We start from the raw sequence: 20,664 nt of genomic DNA, 5'->3' as shown, positions 1-20,664 counted from the left end.
AAGATTTTGAGAACTGATCACCGACATACCAATTAGTAAATGACATACTGTTTTGAAGATGTCTTGATGGCCAGAAATATTGATTCCTACAGAGATCATTGATTTATAAGAAAAAGAGAAGAGATGGCAAGGCGGAGTGACCTTGCCAGTGTATATGTGTATTCCACTAGTATAACTCGATTGGAACCCAGAAAGTATTCCAGTCGGATGCATATGTGGGTTCGCCAATGTTAATGTTATTCCAGAAGAACAGCCGAATACGATAATTCATTCCCTCTTCCATCATAACATCCTGTGTGTCCGTAGCATTCAGCGGGACAAGAAACTCAACCACACCCTTACCATAAGCAAATTCCGATGCGGTTGCTCCCGTGGAATCAAGATTCCATGACCCATCAAAGCTTACATGCCCATCATAGGCATCATGACCGTCATAATTGACAGCTCGGATGTCTGAATAGGTTGTGCCACTAAGTGGAGCAATCTGGATGCCTAAAGAGTCCCTGAGATTATCAAAGGAATCCATCTTGATGCCGTAGTACATATGGGTACCATTAGAGCGCGTATAGACAGTTGCTTTGTAGTCACCTCCAAAGATGACATCATAGCTGCTATAGCCCTTCTCAGCGGTGGAGAGGGAGCCATCAAGACTCATATCGCTGAGGGAATCCTTTTCAATCTTCCAGTCTGCTGCTGACCTGTTAAGGGCCTGATCAAGCAGGGTATAGTCGATTTCGTATATCTTCACAAGACCGTACTCTGCACTCACATGCACAAGCTTGAAGGCATTATGAAGATTGGTTGGAATATTTTCAACCCAACGTGTATCAGGATCTTTGAAGTATCCTTGGAAATCGACAGCCTTACGAGAATCAGAGAGGCCCATGTTATTGGCCTCCTGTTCTGAGCGTGGCTCACCATAAAGCATGAGTTTGTAGATTGTGGACTGGAAGAAAGCATCCTGTGTGTACTCGGTTTCGACAGTATCAGGAGTATTGGGATTGTCACCAAGATAGGTGGCATCATCTATCATACTCGAACCGAATCTGTCCTCCGCGATCCGGACCATCCATGGCCACTTGCCCTCGTCACCACCAAATCCGGAGATTCGGTGGCCCCAGTAGACAAGTACATGGGTGGTATTCCACTGCCGGAACACACGCAATGACTCTGTCAGATTGAGTGCCATCATCGCGTACCCCATCAGCGCAATCTGTGTTCGATTATGCGTGGAGTTATCAACAATAGTACGTCCATCCCCTGCACTATTTATCCAATATCCATAGTCCCACCAGCTAGCTATTGTAGCGGATGGTGGGAGAACATTTCGTACGAAGTTCATAGCAGTCTGCCAGTCCGTGTACTTTGCACCATCAGAAAGCTTGCCCGATGCAAATTCAGGACGCCCGACCTGTGTAGATGTATAGTTCACTCCACCAAGTACGGCCATCGAGAGGACAATCGCAATGAAACCATAGGTGATGAGAGCCTGTTCTGATGTGAGAGATGAACTGACACGGAACCGACGCCGTTCAAAGACCGATGACTGTGTTACGATCTTCGCAAACGGCGAGAGAATATTATTTACAGCCACAGCGGCCAGTACCGCCACTCCAGGAGCAAGAATAAGCCCAAGCCGAATCATGCTACCCGTAAAGTAGACTGAAGTGAGCCCATAAAGAAGAATCAGCCAATCCTCATCGTGTCCACGCTTGAACAAGAAATACATGCCCAAGGGGAAGAAGAAGATGAGAACTAGTAGAGTATTATAGAATGTAGACCATGGGCTAGGAAGATGCTCTGCAACAGAAGCAAAGATTCGCTGGTCCAGTCTATAAAATGGGTTTATGACTGTAAGGAACTTCCCACCAAGAGTGAGGAACGGATTCGAAGAAGCCGTTCGAATTGTTAAATCTGAATTATTTGCGTAAATGAAATAACCTGAAACAGCCACAGCGGGCATAATAAGAGAGAGAAGAAGAGGCTTCATATGTGGTGAGAGAGCAGCAGCAGTGGTCTCACGATAACCACCAATCCGAGTCCAGATCTCAAAACCCGCCAGAAGAACACCTACGCCAATTGGCACCAAGAAGGAAAAAGTTGTGAGTTTATCAAAACTGTTACGTGGCACCAGACAACCAATAAAGAATCCTATAGTCATAGTGAGCGTATAGGTCGATAACAACCGACGACTGTATTTCCCAGCAATCAGCATAAGAAATGCATACATTGCAAAGAGATCAATCAGAAAGTCTGATGCACCCCAAGAGGCAAGAAGATAGCCGACGGATACTCCTGCACCCACAGCGGAAGCCAAAGAGTCACGTTTTAGGGCCCGTACAAAGAAGAACAGACCTAGGACGATGGCAAGAACGCCCACACATTCATTATCAAAGAAACCCACAACAGTTCTCTGGAGGAATGCAGGCATATATCCCATAAAGAGAGCACTGAGCATTCCGACAGTGTTGTTGTAGAGTTCACGACCAAGGAAGAAGGCGACAATTGTGGTGATTGCACCGAGTAGAGCGGGCATCACAATTGACACAAAGGTGACATCGACTCCGAGGCCCAATGCATTAGCTGCAAAGTAGAGAAATGCACTTGTGAAAGGTACACCAACATATGCGGCTGTTGTTATATCATGCCCAAATGGAACCCAAGATGTGTCATCATACCATGAGAAGAAGGCACCATAGCCATTTTCGGTAATATAACGGGTCACTTTGAGTTGGAACCATGGGTCGAACGCACGTACGATTGGCTGGGCATTGATCATAGGAAGCAATCGTAAGGCGAGCGAGGAAAAGAAGACTATAGTCATAGTGACCACAATCATTACGGATCCTCGGGAGATCTTCGCCTTTGGCTTGTGAAAGACCTGTTTGAGGAAGCGTTCAGAGGATCGTTTGAATCGTTTGAGCTTGGTCATACCTAGTGCGCTCTCCATACAGACTCGAATCACCCGCAGCAGTCTGTAGAGTATCTAAAAAGGTTGCGTTTGAGAGAGCGCTGTACTATCATCCAACAAAAAAGAGGGGAGAACGTCTCCTAATGAGAGGTCTCCTCAATCGAAATCTATTGCGCAATCAATTCGGCGTAAGCCTTACTATCCATCAGATCCTTGAGTTCAGCATCTAGGTTTGATGGCCTGAGCTTGAATAGCCAACCTTTGCCATAAGGGTCTTCATTGACAACTTCAGGAGCATCTTCAAGCTCGGAATTCACTTCCACAATCTCACCACTAAGTGGAGAGAGAATATCGGAAGATGCCTTCATAGACTCAACTAGACCACACTCTTCACCAGCTTTGATGACCGAGCCGACCTCGCTGAGTTCAACATAAGTGATTTCATGCAGAGAGTGCTGAGCATGATCAGTAATACCAATAGTGACAATGTCACCCTCGACTTTGGCCCATTCATGGTCCTTGCTGTAATAGAGTCCATCGACCACTTTTGTTCCTTCGCTCATTAGAGTCCACCTGTCTTGATGCCCTGCTATATTTCTTTAAATCACTTACCATAGCCGAAACTCATTCGCTTTTTCGTGTGGCGCCATATCGATCGGGATCATAGAACGGCCAAGTCTTGACCTCTGCACGCCGTATACGACCCTTAAGATCAATCTGTATGACATCACCATCAGAAACTAGATCGGGTTTGATATAACCCATTCCAATGCCCTTTTGTAAGATGGGCGACAGACCACCACTGGTAACCACGCCAACTTTCTCATCATTAATGAGAATATCGTACCCATGCCGGGGGATACCTCGATCAATCATTACAAAGCCAATACGCGTCTTTGTTACACCTTCTTTTTTGTGGCGTAAAACAACATCGTAACCTATGTAGTGAGGGTCTACTTTGAACTTGACCGCATACGGAACTCGCGCCTCAATGGGTGAGGTATTCTCGTCAAGCTCATTCCCGTAGAGCACAAAGCCAGCCTCCAATCGAGTAGAATCGCGTGCCCCCAGCCCACAAGGTTTCACCCCAAACTCGGCCCCAGCAGAGAGAAGCCCCTCCCAAAAGGAAATGGCTTTCTTTATGCCAGCATCATTGAAGGGTGTATCCAACAAGAGTATTTCCACGCCAGCCTCGCCAGTGTATCCAGTCCTGCAAAGGTAGCAAGTACTACCAAGTAGATCCATTTTTGTGATACTTAATCGTGGAAGTGCTGAGATATCAGTTCCCGCAATCTGCGACATCATGGCTAAAGACTTCGGGCCTTGTACAGCAATCATAACTATATCACGGGATAAATCTGAAATGTGAACTTCAAAATCAGAGGCGTGCTGTTTCATATGGTTCCAGATCTTAGGACCGTTGCCAGCATTAGTGACCCAAATGAACTTGTCATCCTCAATATGATAGAGCATTAGATCATCATGAATTCCACCATGCTCGTTTAAACAGGTAGTATAATGCCCCATATGCTCCTTGAGCTTTCGCACGTTATTAGAGGTCAGGGTCTGGAGAAATTCGACAGCCTGAGGACCTTCAACAAGAAATCGGAACATATGAGTGGTATCAAAGATGCCAACGGAGTCCCTTACAGCCATGTGCTCTTCACGTATGTCCGTATAGCGCACAGGCATTAACCAACCCGCAAAATCAATGACATCACCATGGGCCTTATGCCATTCATAAAGATGAGTTCTCTTAGGTTCGCTGCTCATAATATCACCTTGCTGCATCACTTCTATCGCATATTAGCAAGGTTTTATTTTCTTCCATAGCAACAAGTAGGGAGCCAGCTCATATTACTTCAATAACTCACCATGAAAAATAAGAATAAAAAGAGGGAGTGCTGCATCGAGTGCAGCAATCATCCAATCTTGAGCCCAAGAAGATATGTCATAATAAGATAGGCCACACCTGCAAGCAGAGATCCAAGCACCATTAATCGAGTGGCATACCCCGGCTGGAATACATATTTTGAGGAGTAGTATAATAGACCTAGTCCAATTGTGCCGATGAAAATCACAACTGAGGCCACTAGTCCTTCTAAGCCTAGCTGTAGATCGAGACCCCTAATTACCAAAATAGGTTCGCCATTCTGCCCACCAGCAATGGGAGGCGGATTTTTTACAAGTGTATAGATATTCCCACCAAGGATAAACAGAACAAATACAAACATCACTCCAAAGACTACAATATCAGGAGGACGAGTTGGCGCTCCAAAACGTGGTCGAGCCAGACGCACCTGTGGTTTTACGATGAACTTTGGCCACCAGAGTTTCATTGGGGGTAACCTCAGGGAGCGAGATGGCGGACGGCTTTTAAGACTATCGCGAGAAGTAGTGTTGTACTATAATAGCAACATTCCGAACCAAGGCTGGAGGGACTGCCTTTGGCACGAATCATGGTAATCTCTGAGAAACCTATGGCTGCGGAGAGAATCGCGTACGCCCTTGACGAGAAGCATTCACCTCAGACAATCAAGAAGAGAAAGGCCTCATACTTTGAGTGTAAGAGGGGCGGTGATTCCATATTAGTTGTCTATGCGCTAGGTCACCTCTTCGAGTTAAAACAGATCGAGAAGGGATGGACGTATCCAAGATTGAAAACGCAATGGGTTCCAAAATATGAAGTTGATAAAAAGGCAGGTGCGACAAAGACCATAATCAATCTCATCAAACGGCTCTCTCGAGAAATAGACAAATTTGTGATTGCAACAGACTATGACATTGAAGGCAGTCTAATTGGATACTTGACTCTAAAATATGCATGCAAGAGCGACCCCAACAGGGCCAGCCGCATGAGATTCTCAACATTGACAAGAGAAGAGATTGAGCAGGCGTACAGGGATATGTCGGACAGTCTCGATTTCCCAATGATCGAGTCGGGGTGCACTCGACACTTGGTCGATTGGCTATATGGGATCAACCTCACACGGGCACTCACATTAGCAATTAAACGTGCTAGTGGATGGTTTAAGATCGTGTCAACTGGGCGAGTTCAGGGACCAGTACTCGCATTTGTTGCAGAACGAGAGAGAGAGATCAACACATTTGTCCCAGTACCCTACTGGACGATTGATGCCATTGGTACGTTCAAAGATAGTAAGGTGCAACTCGAATATTCACGCCGGCGCATCGACATATATCAAGAGGCCAAAAAGATCGTTCAAGACCTCACGAACCAGATGCTTACTGTCAGCAAGATCAAAAGCACAATTATCTCTGTAGCACCACCAATACCATTCAATCTTAGTGGGCTTCAGAGTGAAGCATACAGACACTTTGGATTCAAGCCGAGCAGAACACTGGCACTGGCGCAACGACTCTATCTTGATGCGTTGATATCATACCCTCGTACATCAAGCCAGAAAATACCACCCAATATTGACACCGGGAAAATTCTCTCGGATCTTAGGGCACAAAAGACATACTCTAAGCTTGTAGACATAGTTCTCAGGGGAGGACGCAAAACCCCTATGCAGGGGAAGAAGGATGATCCGGCCCATCCTGCAATCCATCCCACTGGAAAGAGACCTGACAGACGCCTTACTCCAAGTGAGAAAAAAGTGTATGATTTAATTGTCTGCAGATTTCTTGCCTTATTTGGTCAAGGTTCAAAGAGAGAGAGCACAAGAGCAGATCTCGAGTATGAAACACATACATTCTATCTGAGAGGAAAGCGAATACTAGAACCAGGATGGATCCTTCTCTATGGAAAATATACAAGGTTTGAAGAACAAGAATTGCCTCAGATAGAAGAGGGCGATTTGGTCAAGATAGAATCGATTCGAACGGATGAGAAATACGAGGCGCCTCCGGCCAGATTCAACCCGTCCAGTCTTCTAAAACAAATGGAACGTGAGAACCTAGGAACAAAAGCAACACGGGCAGGAATTGTCGATTCTCTCAAGTCACGTGGCTATACGCTCAATGATCGATTTGAGATCTCCACACTAGGGTATGCGGTCTTTGAGACCCTTGAAAATCACATCCCAAAAATACTCTCGGTGGATTTTACTAAACACCTTGAACAAGAGATGGAACAGATTCGTGAAGGAAAACGATCTCGGACAGAAGTATTAGACGCTGCCAAGATGGAGCTGCTAGATATCCTTGATAACTTTCGCAATCAAGAGAAAATAATTGGGCAAGAACTGGTAGAGGGCTTACAACGATACTGGAGGGAGCAACAGGAGATAGGACCATGCCCCAAGTGTGGTGAAGGAACCCTTGTAATTGTTAGATCTCCGAAGACAGGAAAACGATTTCTTGGATGCTCAAGATACAAGGAGGGTGGTTGTGACCAGACATTCCCCTTACCCCAGAGAGGGACCATAGTACCTCTTGATAAAAAATGCGAGTTTTGCGGGTATCAGATAATCAAGATAGTCTCCGGTCGAAGAACATGGGAAACGTGCATTAATTGGGCCGAGTGCCCCGGCCGGCAGAAGGATATCGCGGCCTTACAGGAGAGGAGGACTAAGCGGAAGAAATAGGAGAGATCCATGATGAATAGATGCCCGATATGCAACAGGATTTCAGAGGATGCAGATAATGGGTTCTGTCGTTACCATCTTGAAGCAAAAAAGAACCTCGCGACCAGCTATGAGAAATGGAAGCGCGCCTTAGACATCTCATGGGAGGAGTATCTTGACAGAGTGATAGAACTGGATGGAACGGGCAGCTGGGTCAAAGAGATTGTTGAAGTTCTTAGGACAAAAGATGCGAGTTCAGGGACCTAAGTATCTCCATGACCAGAGACCGGGTGAGATTCTTCACGGATATGACAACAAGACAAGATTGATTGGACCAGACAGCTATGCGTTCAGCAATTGTGCGTACCAGAGCAGCCTCTTGATCCATGCCAAATAGACTACTGGAACTGGGTTCTGATCCTCCAAGAGCAGGGGGGGATGCCAATGCAATTGGGCCAAGGCGGGGTTGGGAGGAGGAAGAGATGAAGACAGAGAGACCATTCTCAAGCTGCATTATCCTGAGAAAGATCTCGGTCTCACCAATAGACACTGTAAAATCCTCAATTCCTTCCACTATAAACACCATCAACATTGTCTGCAAATGGCAATTGTGCCATAGTATCACAGTCTTACAAAGAGGTCAACCTTATCAATATATCATCTGCTGAATTGGATGAGGACCATGTCGAAAAGAACTGCCTATTCAAACTACTTTCCGTACAAGTCATTGAGACCGGGACAAGAAGAGATGATGCGAACAATTGAGGAGGCAGTTCGTCAAGGCAATCACATATGCATAGAGGCACCAAACGGATTTGGAAAGACGTGTGTCACTCTCTCAGGTGTATTACCATGGATTAAAGAAAATGATGGGAAGATCTTGTACTGCGCACGCACACACAGGCAGTTGGATCGAGTGGTAGAAGAGCTCTCGGTAATACAAGATAGAGAAGATGTTTCAGGAATTTCATTTCGTGGAAGGCGCCATATGTGCATCAATGAATTTGTCATCGAGAACGCAGGTTCGATCGCCCCTGTCAGTGAAGTCTGCGGCCATCTCAAATCAGCAGGAAAATGCCCCTTCTACGAGAAACTACGAAATATGGGATCGGCCGAGGATTTGTTATTAGATATGCCAAAGCGTGTCCTGACAGCTCCCGACATCGTCAAATATGCCAAGAAACATGAGATCTGCCCGTATGAGCTGGCAAAGAAGTTAGCAAAGGCCGTCGATGTCATTGCATTGTCGTATCTTTACGTCTTTGATCCATTCATTCTTGAGACTTTCATCCCCGAACTAGAGGTCCCTCTTGCAAAGACTGTACTCATTGAAGATGAAGCACACAATGTCCCCACAACAGCATTAGATTCAGCCAGTGATGCACTGACACTGAGAACAATTCGACAATCAATGACTGAGGCAAATACATACAATGACACAATTTCCAAAAAGTTCGGACGCGGCCTGACCAAGACGATATTAGAGACCTCAGAGAATATGTCTGATAACAGTGAAATGTTAGTTGATCCAGTTAGTGTATATACAACGGCGATCAAATACGCAAAACTTGAGGGGACTGGAAGACCACTCCCATATATGAGGGACCTGGGATTGAAAATAAAGAAAGGCCTAGTTCGAGTGGGCAAATTCCCGATATCGGCCATTCATCGAGTGGCAGAGTTCCTCCTCAGATGGCTGGACTACTCCGAACGTGATGACTTTGCATTTATTCTATCGTCCAATACTTCGATGAGGGGGAACAAACGTGTGGCCTTGGAATTAGTCGCGCTGGATCCAACTTCAGTGACAAGTCCAATCCTCAGTCGAGTACACTGCGCAGTGGCAGTATCGGGGACGATTTCACCACTGAGAGCATATGCGGAGATGCTTGGGTTAGGATCATCGGCCAAGATTCGTGCATTCCAGAGCCCATTCGCCAGACGCAACAGACTTGGAATCGTTGTTGAAGGACTTGACACATCATATGCCGGAAGATCGCAAGAAACATACAAAATGATGGTTGATCATTGCGTGGCTGTTGCCCATGCAACCCCTGGAAACACCGGAATCTTTGCCACAAGCTATGCGATTGCAAAAGCACTGATTAAAGCAGGTCTTGGAAAGAGGCTGAAAAAGAAGATATTCATAGAGCAACAGGGAATGAAAAATACAGAGAATGACGATCTGATCGAGAAATTCAAAGAACAGGGAGATGGGCCTGGAGCAGTGCTTCTTGGTGTACAGGGAGGACGAAATTCTGAAGGGGGCGACTTCCCAGGCTATACTATGAATAGTGTAATAGTAGTAGGTGTTCCCTATGCGCGACCCACTCCACGGATAGAGGCACTCATCAAGTATTTTGATGATCGATTCAGGGGCAAAGGTCGTGATTACGCATATGTCCTCCCCGCAATGACAAGAGCAATACAGGCTGCTGGACGACCGGTGAGAAGACTTGATGATAAGGGAGCTATAGTATTGCTTGATCAGCGATTTGCAACCCCCTATCTCAAGAGATTTCTTCCAAGATGGCTCTCAGAAGTGACCGAAGTCCTCCCAAATGATCCATCAATAGTGGCCGAACATGTTCATTCCTTTTTTGAAGAATAATTCGCAACAGCCTCATCAAGAGACATTGTTCCTGATAGAATTCTGTCAGCAATCTCTGTAGACAACATGGCACCACCAGTCAGACGCTGAAAAAGACGCTTCAACAAGCGGATATAGCCCTCCTTATGCTCTAATTCTAATGACATCGTTTCGGCCGAGCTTCCGGGGCGCTGGGCAATTAGCGCAGCTGAGGACTGATCATTATGGGAACCACTGGTAAGTGTTGTATGATGTTCGTCAACAAGTTCTACAACAAACCGCTTAGACCGCCAATTCAATGTGCGAAGGAATAAGGTTGCAAAAAGGGGCGAGCCACGACCAACACGAATGACCAGTTCACATGCGGCAAAACGATGGCGCAAAATGGAGGCCCACCGCGTTGTCACCGAAGCGGCGGCGCTAGGTGTAGAAGCCGGAAGAGAATGAATCAGAATCCCGTCAACGACTAATGCAATACCAAAACGAAGACCAGGATCGATTCCGATTACCGCAAATAGAGGAGTGTGTATTCCATGAAGACGAATCAATGTAGCAATCAGAGCACTCTCAATATCATCACTATCACGAATAAGAACAAAACGCTTGGAGGAAACATCCCGTTCAATGTGGTCGCTCAGTACTACAGATGCAACCTCACAAATTGCATCATCAAGATCACACATCAAGAATTGAATGCCGAGCTGATTCAGGCGATCTAATAATAGAAAGCGAATCGTGGGATTCTCAACAGCCACAACAAGCCTCGGCCATGACATGTTTGTTCCTCAAGTAGCTACGCTTATCAGATAATCGTATTAATTCAGTGTTTGGCGAAGGATACTATGAAGCTTCCTCTTGGTGTACCCTGCGTTGACGGTCTCCTTGGGGGTGGACTTGAAACAGGAAGGTTCACTCAGATCTATGGAGAGGCCGCAGCAGGCAAGACGACTCTGGCACTCATAGCTGCAAGTGCCGCACATAAAGAGGGGCTTAATGTGCTCTTCATCAATGCGGAAGCGGGATCACCAATTGAACGGTTAGAACAGATTGCAGAGACATCCTTTTCCCACCTTAGTGATACCATTCATGTACTCACACCGAAAACCTTCGAGGAACAAGGAATTCTTCTAGAGGATGCAGAGATTTTCATGCGAGAGAATACGCGATTAATAATTGTAGACACTCTTACTCGGTTATATAGGGCCAGTCTCGAGGGGAAAAAACGTAACTATGAAGCACATAGAGAATTAAATAGACAGGCGGGAATACTGAAGGGTTTAGCAAGACATCATGATGCCATTGTATTAGTCCTGAATCAGGTCCGGGCACATATGGGAGGGCAATATAACGAGTTTGAACCTGTTGCAAGAAACATAATGGAGTATTGGGCTGATACCACGCTCAAGGTATCAATAGGCCAGAAGAGTGGAGAACGCACCATCGAACTGATAGCTGATGGGTACAGTCCATCATCTTGCCATCTGATTCTCACTATGAACGGTTTCGCCGAAGGCCTGCAGTATAAGAAACAATGATATGGCCTGAAGAAATACCAGACAAGAGAAAGTGATGTACAAGGAACTGGCATTAATTGAACTTGCGATTTGGTTAGGTCTTCCTGCATGGATCGCAAATGCAACCCCAGTCATCTTTGGCGGTGGCAGGCCCATAGATGGGGGGCATCTATTTCGAGACGGGAGAAGACTTCTTGGCGATGGGAAGACTGTGAGAGGATTCATAGTCGGCGTCGTTTTTGGCACAATTACGGGGACACTTCAAGCTGCTGCCGTGCCATATATCGTACCAGTACTAAGTCAATATGTCACAATCACAACTGAGATGGAGACAGTACTTTTCATAAATGTCCAAGCTGCCTTCGCAATGTCAATTGGGGCCCTTCTTGGAGACATGGTAGGCTCATTCATAAAACGGAGAATTAACCTCCAAAGTGGGGGGCCAGCACCAGTATTGGATCAATTGGGATTTATCATTCTCGGATTGCTTATTGCCGCCCCTTTTATCAGACCCAATCACATCTTTGTGATGATACTCATTGGTTTTACATTGTTAATTCATTATATTAGTAACGTGATGGGATATCTCTTGGGATTTAAGAAACATCCATGGTAAACTACGACCATTTTACTAGACATATTGTTGAAAGATATATTAAAAAGGAGTGGTATGAGAATGGAACAAAAGCGTCCAGTGGATATTCCCTCTCAATGGGCGCTGGCAATCTTCTCGATACCGGAGTCGCAGCATTATGAAGGTAGTCGATTGTATGCAATCAGACGTAGTACACATCTCTGTGCCAGGCACAAGGGAAGATGTTCTGCGGATAATGGCTGAAAAACAGATTAATGGCCTACCAGTTGTCAAGAAAGGCACAAAACACCTTGTGGGTATAGTGACAAGGACGGATCTGCTCAGGAAAGCAGACGAGGATCAGATTGCCATGCTTATGGTACGAGATCCCACAACTGTCACGCCTGACACGGACATCATTACAGCAGCCAAAATTATGTTTGAAAACAGTTATCGAAGACTCCCAGTAGTCGATAAAAATGAATTAGTAGGGCTTGTATCTGTACCAGATATCCTTGGAGTACTTCTTGAAGACTCTGAAAAGTTTAATCAGATGCAAATCAGAGATTATATCAAGCGTCAGATTGTTTCTGTATGGGATAGAACGCCGCTACCTTTAGCATACATGATCTTGGACATGGCAGGGCAAAATGCGCTTGTTGTACTTGATGACGCAGGGGGCGTAACAGGAATGATCACTGCCAGCGATTTCATACGGCTCTCGGAAGAAACAATCGAAGATAATATTTCCACAACATTCAGTGGAACAGAGAATGCAGTAGATTGGGGATGGACTTCAAAAGAATTTCTTGTTGTCACTAGAAAGCTATTGAAACTCCCAGCAGTCGAGGTCGGCCAAGTGACGACTAAAAAAATCATTAATGTGACCGAAGTGACATCGGTTTCAGAGTGTGTAAAGATACTACGCAAATACGACATAGATCAGGCACCTGTGCTCTCAGCGGCAGGTAATCTGATTGGGATGATTGAGGATAGAAACCTGCTAAAACTTGCCATAGGACTGTGAAACTTCAAGTGACCTGAACAAAATACGCTGTCAGAAATAATCTGTAAGCGAAGTCTGTTCGGAATAGAAAAGGGTACTAAGAGACACTTCAATAAGTCGAATCCGCTCTTTGAGATAAGCGCTCAAATTGTATTCCTCAATCATCTTCTTAGCCACACCCATATACTTCGAGATATTCTTCTGGCGTACAGTAAGAGAGAGCGGTGCACCACATACACAAGTTCCAGAGAGAGGTATACGACGATATACACGATGACATTTCAGGCATTGTATTTTTTGAGTTGAATAGGCCCGTAAATTCCCACGGATATCACGAATAAAATGGTGTGCTAGAACACGCTCAGCCACATCTTGAGCATCTACAGCACTGATCAATCGAGCCAACTTGAGTTGCGCATCGAGTTTCTCGACCATACTACCAAGTGTCTTATAGCGTGTATTCCGAGGACCAGCATCAAATGATGAAGTCCCATGAGTAAATGCAAATCCCTCATATTGAGCCTCTGTATCAAGTCGCCGAGCAATTATATCCACAAGACCTTCTACTTCTTTGGGATGCTTCCCCTCAGCCACCTTGTCATAAAACTCGGCGGGGTATCGATCACAGATTTCCATATTATGACTCTCATCATCGACCTCTTCCGGATTAAGAATCACTGAGAGAACAAGTGGCGCATCCATGAAGCCACCACGGCCAGCAGGAAGAAAAGACTTTGAGAAGTTGAGTAGTGCATCGAGAACGAGAATAACAGCATCCTCGTCCCCATCACAATTTCTGCGCTTTGCGGCATGCCAATATGGATGGGCATAACAGACGCTTGCATTTGTAAACCCAATAATACGTCCGATAATCCCAGCAGAAGTATGTGGGGCCAGACCAATGACAAGTTGGCCTATGATATCATTGAACGCCTTAAATTTGTAATAGCGCTTGAGGCCGTAGATTTTTTCAAGACTATCATCCACGAACTTGCCCACACGTAGAAGATAATCAGCACAATTTTCGGGGACAATAATATCCTGTACTTTTAGTTCGACCACTTGCTCATCGGATTCTAGAGGGTTGCCCATGTAATCAGTATGGTATCCCAAGCTGTGTAATTTCTCGATAGAAACACCAATCTCTCGGGGAATGAAATGAGTGAGCGGCGCATCGGTTGCATCAAATCGTGCAGTGCCATCCCGATAGCAATAGACCGAGTGCTTGGCACGTAGTATTCCTTTTCCAAGATACTCGGGAATCTTTAGGCTATTGGTCAGACCTAGAACCCCCCGAACTCCATAGGTCTGGGGCTCCCCGATCTCTTCTTTCACTCGTTGCAAGACACTCTGAAAATCAAGAGCGTATTTTTTTGTGGCACGAATCAGATTGATATCATGGCTTCGTGGGCACATTCCAGTGCTCTCATCAATTGGCAGACCACAACCTTCCTGGGAGCAATAACGGAGAATGTTTGTGTGTACTCCACAGGTAGGGCATCGCGATTCGAAGGTCTCATTGCCACAACTCGGGCATATACGTGTGACCATCTCAACTGAAACACCTGAACGGCCTTTAGATGAGAGATCAACAGAGGCCCCATCACTGGACAACGCATACTGATGATCAATCTCTTTTGCAACCCGCTCAAGATTACGTTCGCTTCCCAGATCTCTACCTACGGGAAACAGCGTCTGCACGGGAGGGCGCATACGACGCTCTTCGGCTTTTTCGGGGCGACCCATACGAGCCCCAATTGCAACACCGAGTCGATCACGGAGTGGTACATGAGCCACAGAGGAGATCATCGCAAGAGATGATTCACCGGTCATTGAAGCATCCGCATCACCCAATTGAGCAAGTATTGAAACGGAGGGATCTGAAAGAATGATATGGGTTCGGTCGGAATCATATGCATGTGGAACCCCTAGTTTTTCTAATAACGCCTTAAACTCATCAGACGAGGGCAACAAAATTTGAGACCCATTTGAGGTGGAGTCTATTGTCATCGAATCTAGTATCCAATCCCTCAATCTCACCAGCTCATCGGGAGAGAGAATCGCCCAACGATAGAGGTATCGTGGGTGCAAGGGAACGCCGAATGTAGTAGATAGGGAAACGGCCTGTTCGGCAGTAGGATGGTGTTTGAGGGGCTCGTGGATCCATGTGGAGAGTTCTTCTGTTGAGATCTTACACTTCTTGAGGCGCCTTTGAAGGGATGAGGGGGATATATCAGCCAGCACACGCTCTAAATCATGAGACCACCATTCTTCACAATACCCTGATGGAACTAGAGGATGATTATTTTCAAGGAACTCTCCAAGAGCAATTAGAATGTCACCCAGAAAGAGGATTTTTCGTACGCGATCTCGTAGACGCATTGCATCGGTGACAGTATTTACTTGAAGCACAGTTCCATCATCAAGAAGGACTATGGGGCCTTCGATTGTATCGACCGGAGCAACAATAGACCCTTTCCCGGGTCGTTCGGTACGTATGTGAGTCCCTGTGGCAAGGAAGTCATCAACAATATGCATAGTTGCAGGATGAATGCCAACCCCGGCAAGTCCCGTATTACGAGACCGGCCGTATCGTAACCTGAATCCACCAGGACGCATGGGGTGTGTAAAGACAGGCCGCCCACCAATCACATCGGCCAGATAATCCGGTTTGGGGGCAATTCCCTTTTCTTTCGACTCGTCATCAGACTTCTCGGCCTTTTTTGTCTTAGAGAGACGAAGTGCAATCTCATTGAGCCATTCCCAACCAGGAATCTTGACACGATCCACGATACGTGCAAGTTTGGCTGCACGCCCCACAACTCCGTCGTTAAGGACCAGAACAGCGCCTCCGCGGACCCGGTTCGTCTCGATTCTGGGAAGATCACGGGTGCCAGATACCTCAAACTCTTCTGTAGGCTCGCCTGTCAACATAATCGGCAAGTGTTCAGCTGCGTATCGAATCAGGTCTTCGTGAATAGGATATTGTAGATGAACAGCGCGAGAATAGAGTTCCACCTCTTCAAAAGCACGATCGACCTCTTCAGGAGTAGAGGTCAATGGAGGAAGCTCCAAGACTTGACGAACATAGTCAGCAACAAGTACTGTGACGGCCGCCTCAGTACCACCAGCGGCACGTATCGGCCCAGCCAAATAGAGCGCCAAATATCGCTCATCCCCGGAACCACGAATGCGAACTTTTGCGATCCCCTCAAGGGGAGCTGCCGTAATACTCTCTGTGAGAATTGCCAATGCGACTCGTACTGCCTTATCTGCAGCCTTCTCGCGGTCCTCAATCCCCCCAAGGTCACCAAGAGCAATCTCTTTTGCGACTTGAAAAGCCACCTCTTCTCGGGAACTGTCTTCCTGTAATTCGCGTATCCGTCTTGCAACCCCAACTGGGCCTTCAAGGGTCGCCTCAACCCTCGCTGCAACATCGTGGGCTGGAGGGATTTCCACCTTGGTCTGAGGATCAAAACCCATTGAGCGGGCGGCCTCAGCAATCGTATAGATCTTTTTTATCTCCTCGTTGAGAGAGTTGAAGTATACGCCGTAATGGGGGCTATGAGTGGGTAGGCTTAGTTCTTCATCAGTCACAATCGGTCAGGGTGTATGTTAGGTATCGCCATTTGAGCTTTTGGACTGGTGAAATAGCCAACGATAATAAATGGGAACATCGAACTCGCTGTGACCGAGCAGTGAGGCTTTAAAGCAATGGACAACAATAATTCTTGTACGAGACACATGAGAGGATGAACGACCCGTGCTAACACTTGAACAGACAATCGAACTGATTTTGAAGCATCGCTCCGAGTTAGATCGCAAGGCGGTCATGGAGATGATCCAAGAAAAACGGGAACAGATGGGTCCCGATCTTGTAAATGAAGAGTCCGCCGCCATGATCGTAGCGCGGGATCTGGGAATCGATCTCCAACAACTATCACCCCGTCCAAGAATGAAGATTGAAGAGATCACCGAGGGCACTCGAAGTGTCACGTTGACCGCAAAGGTCGTTGGGATTAATACAGTCCGTGAGTTCTCCCGTTCTGGTGGAGGCACAGGTAAGGTCACAAGTATCACGATTGCAGATGATACAGGAAAGATCCGAGTCGTTCTCTGGGATGAGATGACAAAAGTAGTGTCTGATGGAGTAGTAAACATAGGCGATTGGATTCAGATTCGTAATGCCTATGTCAAGCGAGGCCTGAGAGATACATTAGAGCTCAATCTCGGGCGCATGGGTGGCTTCAAAGTACTTGACGAGTATGAGGCTAAAGAGATCGATATAGATGTGAAAGCTGGCGAGTCCACCAAGATAAAGGACCTTCAAGAGGGCATGTACGACATTACAATCTTATTCAGTGTTCAACGAGTCTTCGGATTATCGACATTTACTCGCAAGGACGGAGGGGAGGGAAAGGTACTCAGTGTTATTGGAGCGGATGAAACAGGTACTACACGAGTTGTGTTCTGGGATGCATTTGCTGAACAGATGCAAGAAGCACAGGAAGGCGAGGTCATCAGACTCTCTGGAGCATATACACGCAAAGGGCGTTATGGAGATGTTGAGGTTCATGCGGGCAGAACATCCACGATTGAACGTAATCTTAAGGAGTCCATTGATGCAGTGGCGCCAACCACTCCAACATTTGAGGAAGTGGGGATGCAGCCCATTTCCGAACTTTCTACTGAGATGAGAGATGTAGATATCGAGGGGAAGGTCGTCAAGATATTTCCTGTTTCAACCTTTGAACGAGGCGGCAAGGAGGGCCAAGTTCAGAATATCTTAGTCACTGATGGTACTGCAACGGTGCGTGTTACATTCTGGAATGATGACGTGACTTCAATCAAGGCGCTTGAAGAAGGAGATGTTGTCAGAATAAAACACGGATACGTCAAGGATGGATTTCGGGGCGGGGTCGAGTTTCATGTCGGACGCAAAGCGGAGATCGAGATCAATCCTGAAGGATCCGGCCTCAAAGACTTGGATGTATCACGGATAACAATTACGTCCACACCTATGCCAAAGACGGGTAGAGTACTCATCGAGTCCCTAGATGAGAACAGTGAGGGCAAAAACGTCGAGGTGAGCGGAATTATCATGGCGATCTCCCAGAGAAGTCCAGTATATCCAGCGTGTCCTAATTGCAAGAAGAAGCTCGAAGAAGAAGGGGGCCAGTTCAAGTGTCCCGCCTGTGGAGATGTTGCAGCACCAGAGTATAGGATGCTATACAAGGTGACTCTTGATGATGGCTCAGGCTCGATCCCTATCACACTCTTTGGCGAGGCGGGAGAACAATTACTTGGGATGAACGCTGCTGAGGCTCAAGATCTAATCTCAAAGACGGGAAATCCTACAGAGCCTTTTGACAAGAACGCTCATCGAATACTTGGAGCCAGAGTAGTTGTAAAGGGGAGAGTGACCCGTTTCAGAGACTCAACAGAGATTGCGGTTTCAGCACTATTATTCCCAGATCTGGCAGCAGAGATAGATAAAGAATCAAAAAGAGTAGAGGCATTAATGGAATAAATGAACCATTAAGGCCTCAGACACCATATAGAGCAAAAGGTGAATATGTTAGGAGCTCATCTCAATCAAGCGGCGCATTCCTTCAAGGAATACCTCCACATCGTGTTCATTGTTATAGAGATAGAAACTCGCCCGGGCAGTTCCAACACTGGGGAGAATACCTTGTTGATAATGGAAAGGATGAACACAATGCGCTCCGCTTCGGACCATTACAGCATACTCATCATTGAGAAATGTTGCAACATCATGAGCTGAACTAACAGTATCGACTGTAAAGGTGACAAGTCCAGTCTTTTTGGATACATCATCAGTACCTAAGATGTGCACATGATCCAATTCTTTAAGACCGGAGATTGCAGCGGCTAACAGTTTACGTTCGTGCTTTTCTACCTCATCCATTCCAATTGCCGAGAGATAGTCAGCAGCGGCACCAGAACCAATCGCTCCGGCATAATTTTGGAGACCCGCTTCAAATTTCTCAGGAGGAGGCAAATACTCGGGGATGATCTCTCCATTTTCATAACGGACATCCGCAACAGTATCACCACCAGTGAGAAACATATCCATATCTTTGAGCAGGTCTAGTTTCCCATACAGGAGCCCCATTCCTGAGGGCCCGCACATCTTATGAATCGAAAGGACCGAGAAATCAACATCGAACGCCTGAACATCCATGGGATGATGAGGTGCATACTGCGCATCATCGGACAGTACAAGGGCACCATGATCATGGGCAATCTCAACAATCTCGCGTAGAGGCGCGACTGTGCCTGTAACGTTGGAAGAGTGAACGACTGAGACCAAGCGCGTATTACTATCAATTGCTTCTTTCCAGTCTTCGATATCAAAACTCCCATCATTTTGTGCTTTGACAATATCCACTTTGAGACCGTCCCGTTTTGCACGTTCTATAAACGGAAGAGATCCACTGTGATGCTCAAGGGAGGTAGTAACAATCTTGGTCCGATCCGAAAACCGGAGGCACCGGGCAACAATGTTAATGGCCTCGGAGGCATTTCGGGTCCATATGCATTCTTCTTCTTGTGGTGCATTGATAAATCGCGCCATCTTTTCACGAGCCAGCGTGTAGGCCTCAGAAACCTCTTTCCCAAGAGTATGAATGCTTCGACCACCACAAGCAGGAAACTTCTCATAATATTCGTTCATTGCAGAGACGACTTGGCGTGGCTTTAACGACATACACGCGCTGTCCAAGTATACGATTGGCTTTCCATTGATGACTCTCTTTAATACGGGAAAGTCATCTCTAATCTTGTCCCAGTCAGTCAAGATATTATTCCCTCACTAATGACCAGCGATAGCCGCCCTTCCCGAATTTTTTAGTTATCAGACCCTGTGTGACAAGCTCATTTGCTGCTGCAACGAAAGAATCGCCACCAGCGCAATCGTTACAGAGATCTGAGAAATCTTCTTTTCTGGCAATCTCCAAAATCTCTGATGTCGTCAAAGACTCAGCAGTTTGGAGGATGCGTAAGACACATTGAGCGTTTTTTGAGAGGTCGGACATAGTCAAGTGAGCGGGATATATCAACAATAAGAAATCTTCTGTTTAGACAACTATGCGTAAATCAAACAGAAGTATACTTAACACAATGCTTAAATGAACTCTTCAAGTGGTTGAAATTGCTCCTTTTCACAGAGCTAGTTGGACTGTGAAAAATAGGTAAGGTGTATAAATTGGGAAGACGACGCAGACAAAAAGTGATCCGAAGACCACAGAAGAGAATCCCCGATGTCTATCCATGTCCTGAATGCGGTAACACTGCAATTAAGATCGAACTCTACCGTGACAATGGCATGGCCGTGGTCAAATGCGGATCATGTGGACTTGAGATGGTCATTGATGAGGTCAACTCTCTCACAGAAGCAGTTGATGTGTATGGGAGCTTCATCGATAGATTCTATGAGGAGCGAAAAGTCACAGCATAGTACAACAGTTAGTTGTCAGTAATCATTATAAGAGAGCTAATTTTGGAAGTGCGTGAT

The 20,664-nt window shown here is 46.2% G+C and carries 17 protein-coding genes; 8 read left to right on the top strand and 9 right to left on the bottom strand.

Annotation, left to right across the window (positions count from 1 at the left end):
- Positions 1–166: 166 nt before the first annotated feature.
- The 4 genes from K9W43_00300 to K9W43_00285 all read right to left on the bottom strand — a co-directional run bounded on the left by K9W43_00300 (position 167) and on the right by K9W43_00285 (position 5,250).
- On the bottom strand, positions 167–2,950 hold the full coding sequence (locus K9W43_00300) for a glycosyltransferase family 39 protein (GenBank protein ID MCF2135664.1): 2,784 nt from the start codon (positions 2,948–2,950) through the stop codon (positions 167–169).
- A 128-nt stretch (positions 2,951–3,078) separates the two neighbouring features.
- Positions 3,079–3,474, bottom strand: a complete 396-nt coding sequence (gene gcvH, locus K9W43_00295) for a glycine cleavage system protein GcvH (protein MCF2135663.1) — start codon at positions 3,472–3,474, stop codon at positions 3,079–3,081.
- Between the two features lie 61 nt (positions 3,475–3,535).
- Entirely contained in the window at positions 3,536–4,684 is a 1,149-nt protein-coding gene (gcvT, locus tag K9W43_00290; GenBank protein ID MCF2135662.1) for a glycine cleavage system aminomethyltransferase GcvT, read from the bottom strand.
- A gap of 149 nt (positions 4,685–4,833) precedes the next feature.
- Positions 4,834–5,250, bottom strand: coding sequence for a hypothetical protein (locus tag K9W43_00285; protein ID MCF2135661.1), 417 nt, complete (start codon positions 5,248–5,250; stop codon positions 4,834–4,836).
- A gap of 108 nt (positions 5,251–5,358) precedes the next feature.
- Here K9W43_00285 and topA point away from each other — a divergent pair, with 108 nt between their 5' ends.
- Both topA and K9W43_00275 read left to right on the top strand, forming a co-directional pair.
- Positions 5,359–7,464, top strand: coding sequence for a DNA topoisomerase I (gene topA, locus K9W43_00280; GenBank protein ID MCF2135660.1), 2,106 nt, complete (start codon positions 5,359–5,361; stop codon positions 7,462–7,464).
- Positions 7,465–7,473: 9 nt separating this feature from the next.
- The gene (locus tag K9W43_00275; GenBank protein MCF2135659.1) at positions 7,474–7,710 is read left to right on the top strand and encodes a hypothetical protein; all 237 of its coding nucleotides are present in this window, start codon (positions 7,474–7,476) and stop codon (positions 7,708–7,710) included.
- Here K9W43_00275 and K9W43_00270 read toward each other — a convergent pair.
- Positions 7,679–8,017 (bottom strand): proteasome assembly chaperone 4 family protein, encoded by a 339-nt coding sequence (locus K9W43_00270; GenBank protein ID MCF2135658.1) that lies wholly within the window; start codon positions 8,015–8,017, stop codon positions 7,679–7,681. The genes K9W43_00275 and K9W43_00270 overlap by 32 nt on opposite strands.
- Positions 8,018–8,125: 108 nt before the next feature.
- Between K9W43_00270 and K9W43_00265 the strand changes: the two genes are divergently transcribed.
- The gene (locus tag K9W43_00265) at positions 8,126–10,054 is read left to right on the top strand and encodes a DNA repair helicase (protein MCF2135657.1); all 1,929 of its coding nucleotides are present in this window, start codon (positions 8,126–8,128) and stop codon (positions 10,052–10,054) included.
- Here the strand turns inward: K9W43_00265 and K9W43_00260 are convergent.
- On the bottom strand, positions 10,033–10,809 hold the full coding sequence (locus K9W43_00260; GenBank protein ID MCF2135656.1) for a hypothetical protein: 777 nt from the start codon (positions 10,807–10,809) through the stop codon (positions 10,033–10,035). The two genes, K9W43_00265 and K9W43_00260, sit on opposite strands and share 22 nt — an antisense overlap.
- 66 nt (positions 10,810–10,875) lie before the next feature.
- Here K9W43_00260 and K9W43_00255 point away from each other — a divergent pair, with 66 nt between their 5' ends.
- From K9W43_00255 to K9W43_00245, 3 genes are all read left to right on the top strand, one after another.
- The gene (locus K9W43_00255; protein MCF2135655.1) at positions 10,876–11,568 is read left to right on the top strand and encodes an AAA family ATPase; all 693 of its coding nucleotides are present in this window, start codon (positions 10,876–10,878) and stop codon (positions 11,566–11,568) included.
- A gap of 34 nt (positions 11,569–11,602) precedes the next feature.
- Positions 11,603–12,163 (top strand): CDP-2,3-bis-(O-geranylgeranyl)-sn-glycerol synthase, encoded by a 561-nt coding sequence (locus K9W43_00250; GenBank protein ID MCF2135654.1) that lies wholly within the window; start codon positions 11,603–11,605, stop codon positions 12,161–12,163.
- Between the two features lie 136 nt (positions 12,164–12,299).
- Entirely contained in the window at positions 12,300–13,148 is an 849-nt protein-coding gene (locus K9W43_00245; protein ID MCF2135653.1) for a CBS domain-containing protein, read from the top strand.
- Between the two features lie 30 nt (positions 13,149–13,178).
- Here K9W43_00245 and K9W43_00240 read toward each other — a convergent pair whose 3' ends face one another.
- Positions 13,179–16,724: a DNA polymerase II large subunit gene (locus K9W43_00240; GenBank protein ID MCF2135652.1), complete on the bottom strand. Its 3,546-nt coding sequence runs from the start codon at positions 16,722–16,724 to the stop codon at positions 13,179–13,181.
- A gap of 166 nt (positions 16,725–16,890) precedes the next feature.
- On the opposite strand from K9W43_00240, the gene K9W43_00235 reads away from it, so the two are divergent.
- Positions 16,891–18,657 (top strand): hypothetical protein, encoded by a 1,767-nt coding sequence (locus tag K9W43_00235; protein ID MCF2135651.1) that lies wholly within the window; start codon positions 16,891–16,893, stop codon positions 18,655–18,657.
- 48 nt (positions 18,658–18,705) lie between these two features.
- Here the strand turns inward: K9W43_00235 and K9W43_00230 are convergent, their stop codons facing one another.
- Positions 18,706–19,947, bottom strand: a complete 1,242-nt coding sequence (locus K9W43_00230) for an aminotransferase class V-fold PLP-dependent enzyme (protein ID MCF2135650.1) — start codon at positions 19,945–19,947, stop codon at positions 18,706–18,708.
- A 4-nt stretch (positions 19,948–19,951) separates the two neighbouring features.
- Positions 19,952–20,185 carry a hypothetical protein gene (locus tag K9W43_00225; GenBank protein MCF2135649.1) on the bottom strand — a complete coding sequence of 78 codons (234 nt, stop codon included), beginning with the start codon at positions 20,183–20,185 and terminating at the stop codon, positions 19,952–19,954.
- Between the two features lie 170 nt (positions 20,186–20,355).
- Here K9W43_00225 and K9W43_00220 point away from each other — a divergent pair, with 170 nt between their 5' ends.
- Positions 20,356–20,607, top strand: coding sequence for a transcription elongation factor (locus K9W43_00220; GenBank protein ID MCF2135648.1), 252 nt, complete (start codon positions 20,356–20,358; stop codon positions 20,605–20,607).
- Positions 20,608–20,664: the final 57 nt, after the last annotated feature.

This window comes from Candidatus Thorarchaeota archaeon, assembly GCA_021498125.1.
Classification (GTDB): Archaea; Asgardarchaeota; Thorarchaeia; order Thorarchaeales; family Thorarchaeaceae; genus B65-G9.
Note: the sequence above shows the minus strand (reverse complement) of the source record. Positions and strands in the feature narration are given on the sequence as shown.

Coding starts and splice junctions, on each gene's coding strand:
- K9W43_00285 (MCF2135661.1), bottom strand. CDS start 5,250: ATGAAACTCTGGTGGCCAAAGTTCATCGTAAAACCACAGGTGCGTCTG.
- K9W43_00250 (MCF2135654.1), top strand. CDS start 11,603: ATGTACAAGGAACTGGCATTAATTGAACTTGCGATTTGGTTAGGTCTT.
- K9W43_00265 (MCF2135657.1), top strand. CDS start 8,126: ATGTCGAAAAGAACTGCCTATTCAAACTACTTTCCGTACAAGTCATTG.
- K9W43_00275 (MCF2135659.1), top strand. CDS start 7,474: ATGATGAATAGATGCCCGATATGCAACAGGATTTCAGAGGATGCAGAT.
- K9W43_00225 (MCF2135649.1), bottom strand. CDS start 20,185: ATGTCCGACCTCTCAAAAAACGCTCAATGTGTCTTACGCATCCTCCAA.
- K9W43_00245 (MCF2135653.1), top strand. CDS start 12,300: ATGAAGGTAGTCGATTGTATGCAATCAGACGTAGTACACATCTCTGTG.
- K9W43_00300 (MCF2135664.1), bottom strand. CDS start 2,950: ATGGAGAGCGCACTAGGTATGACCAAGCTCAAACGATTCAAACGATCC.
- gcvH (MCF2135663.1), bottom strand. CDS start 3,474: ATGAGCGAAGGAACAAAAGTGGTCGATGGACTCTATTACAGCAAGGAC.
- gcvT (MCF2135662.1), bottom strand. CDS start 4,684: ATGAGCAGCGAACCTAAGAGAACTCATCTTTATGAATGGCATAAGGCC.
- K9W43_00260 (MCF2135656.1), bottom strand. CDS start 10,809: ATGTCATGGCCGAGGCTTGTTGTGGCTGTTGAGAATCCCACGATTCGC.
- K9W43_00255 (MCF2135655.1), top strand. CDS start 10,876: ATGAAGCTTCCTCTTGGTGTACCCTGCGTTGACGGTCTCCTTGGGGGT.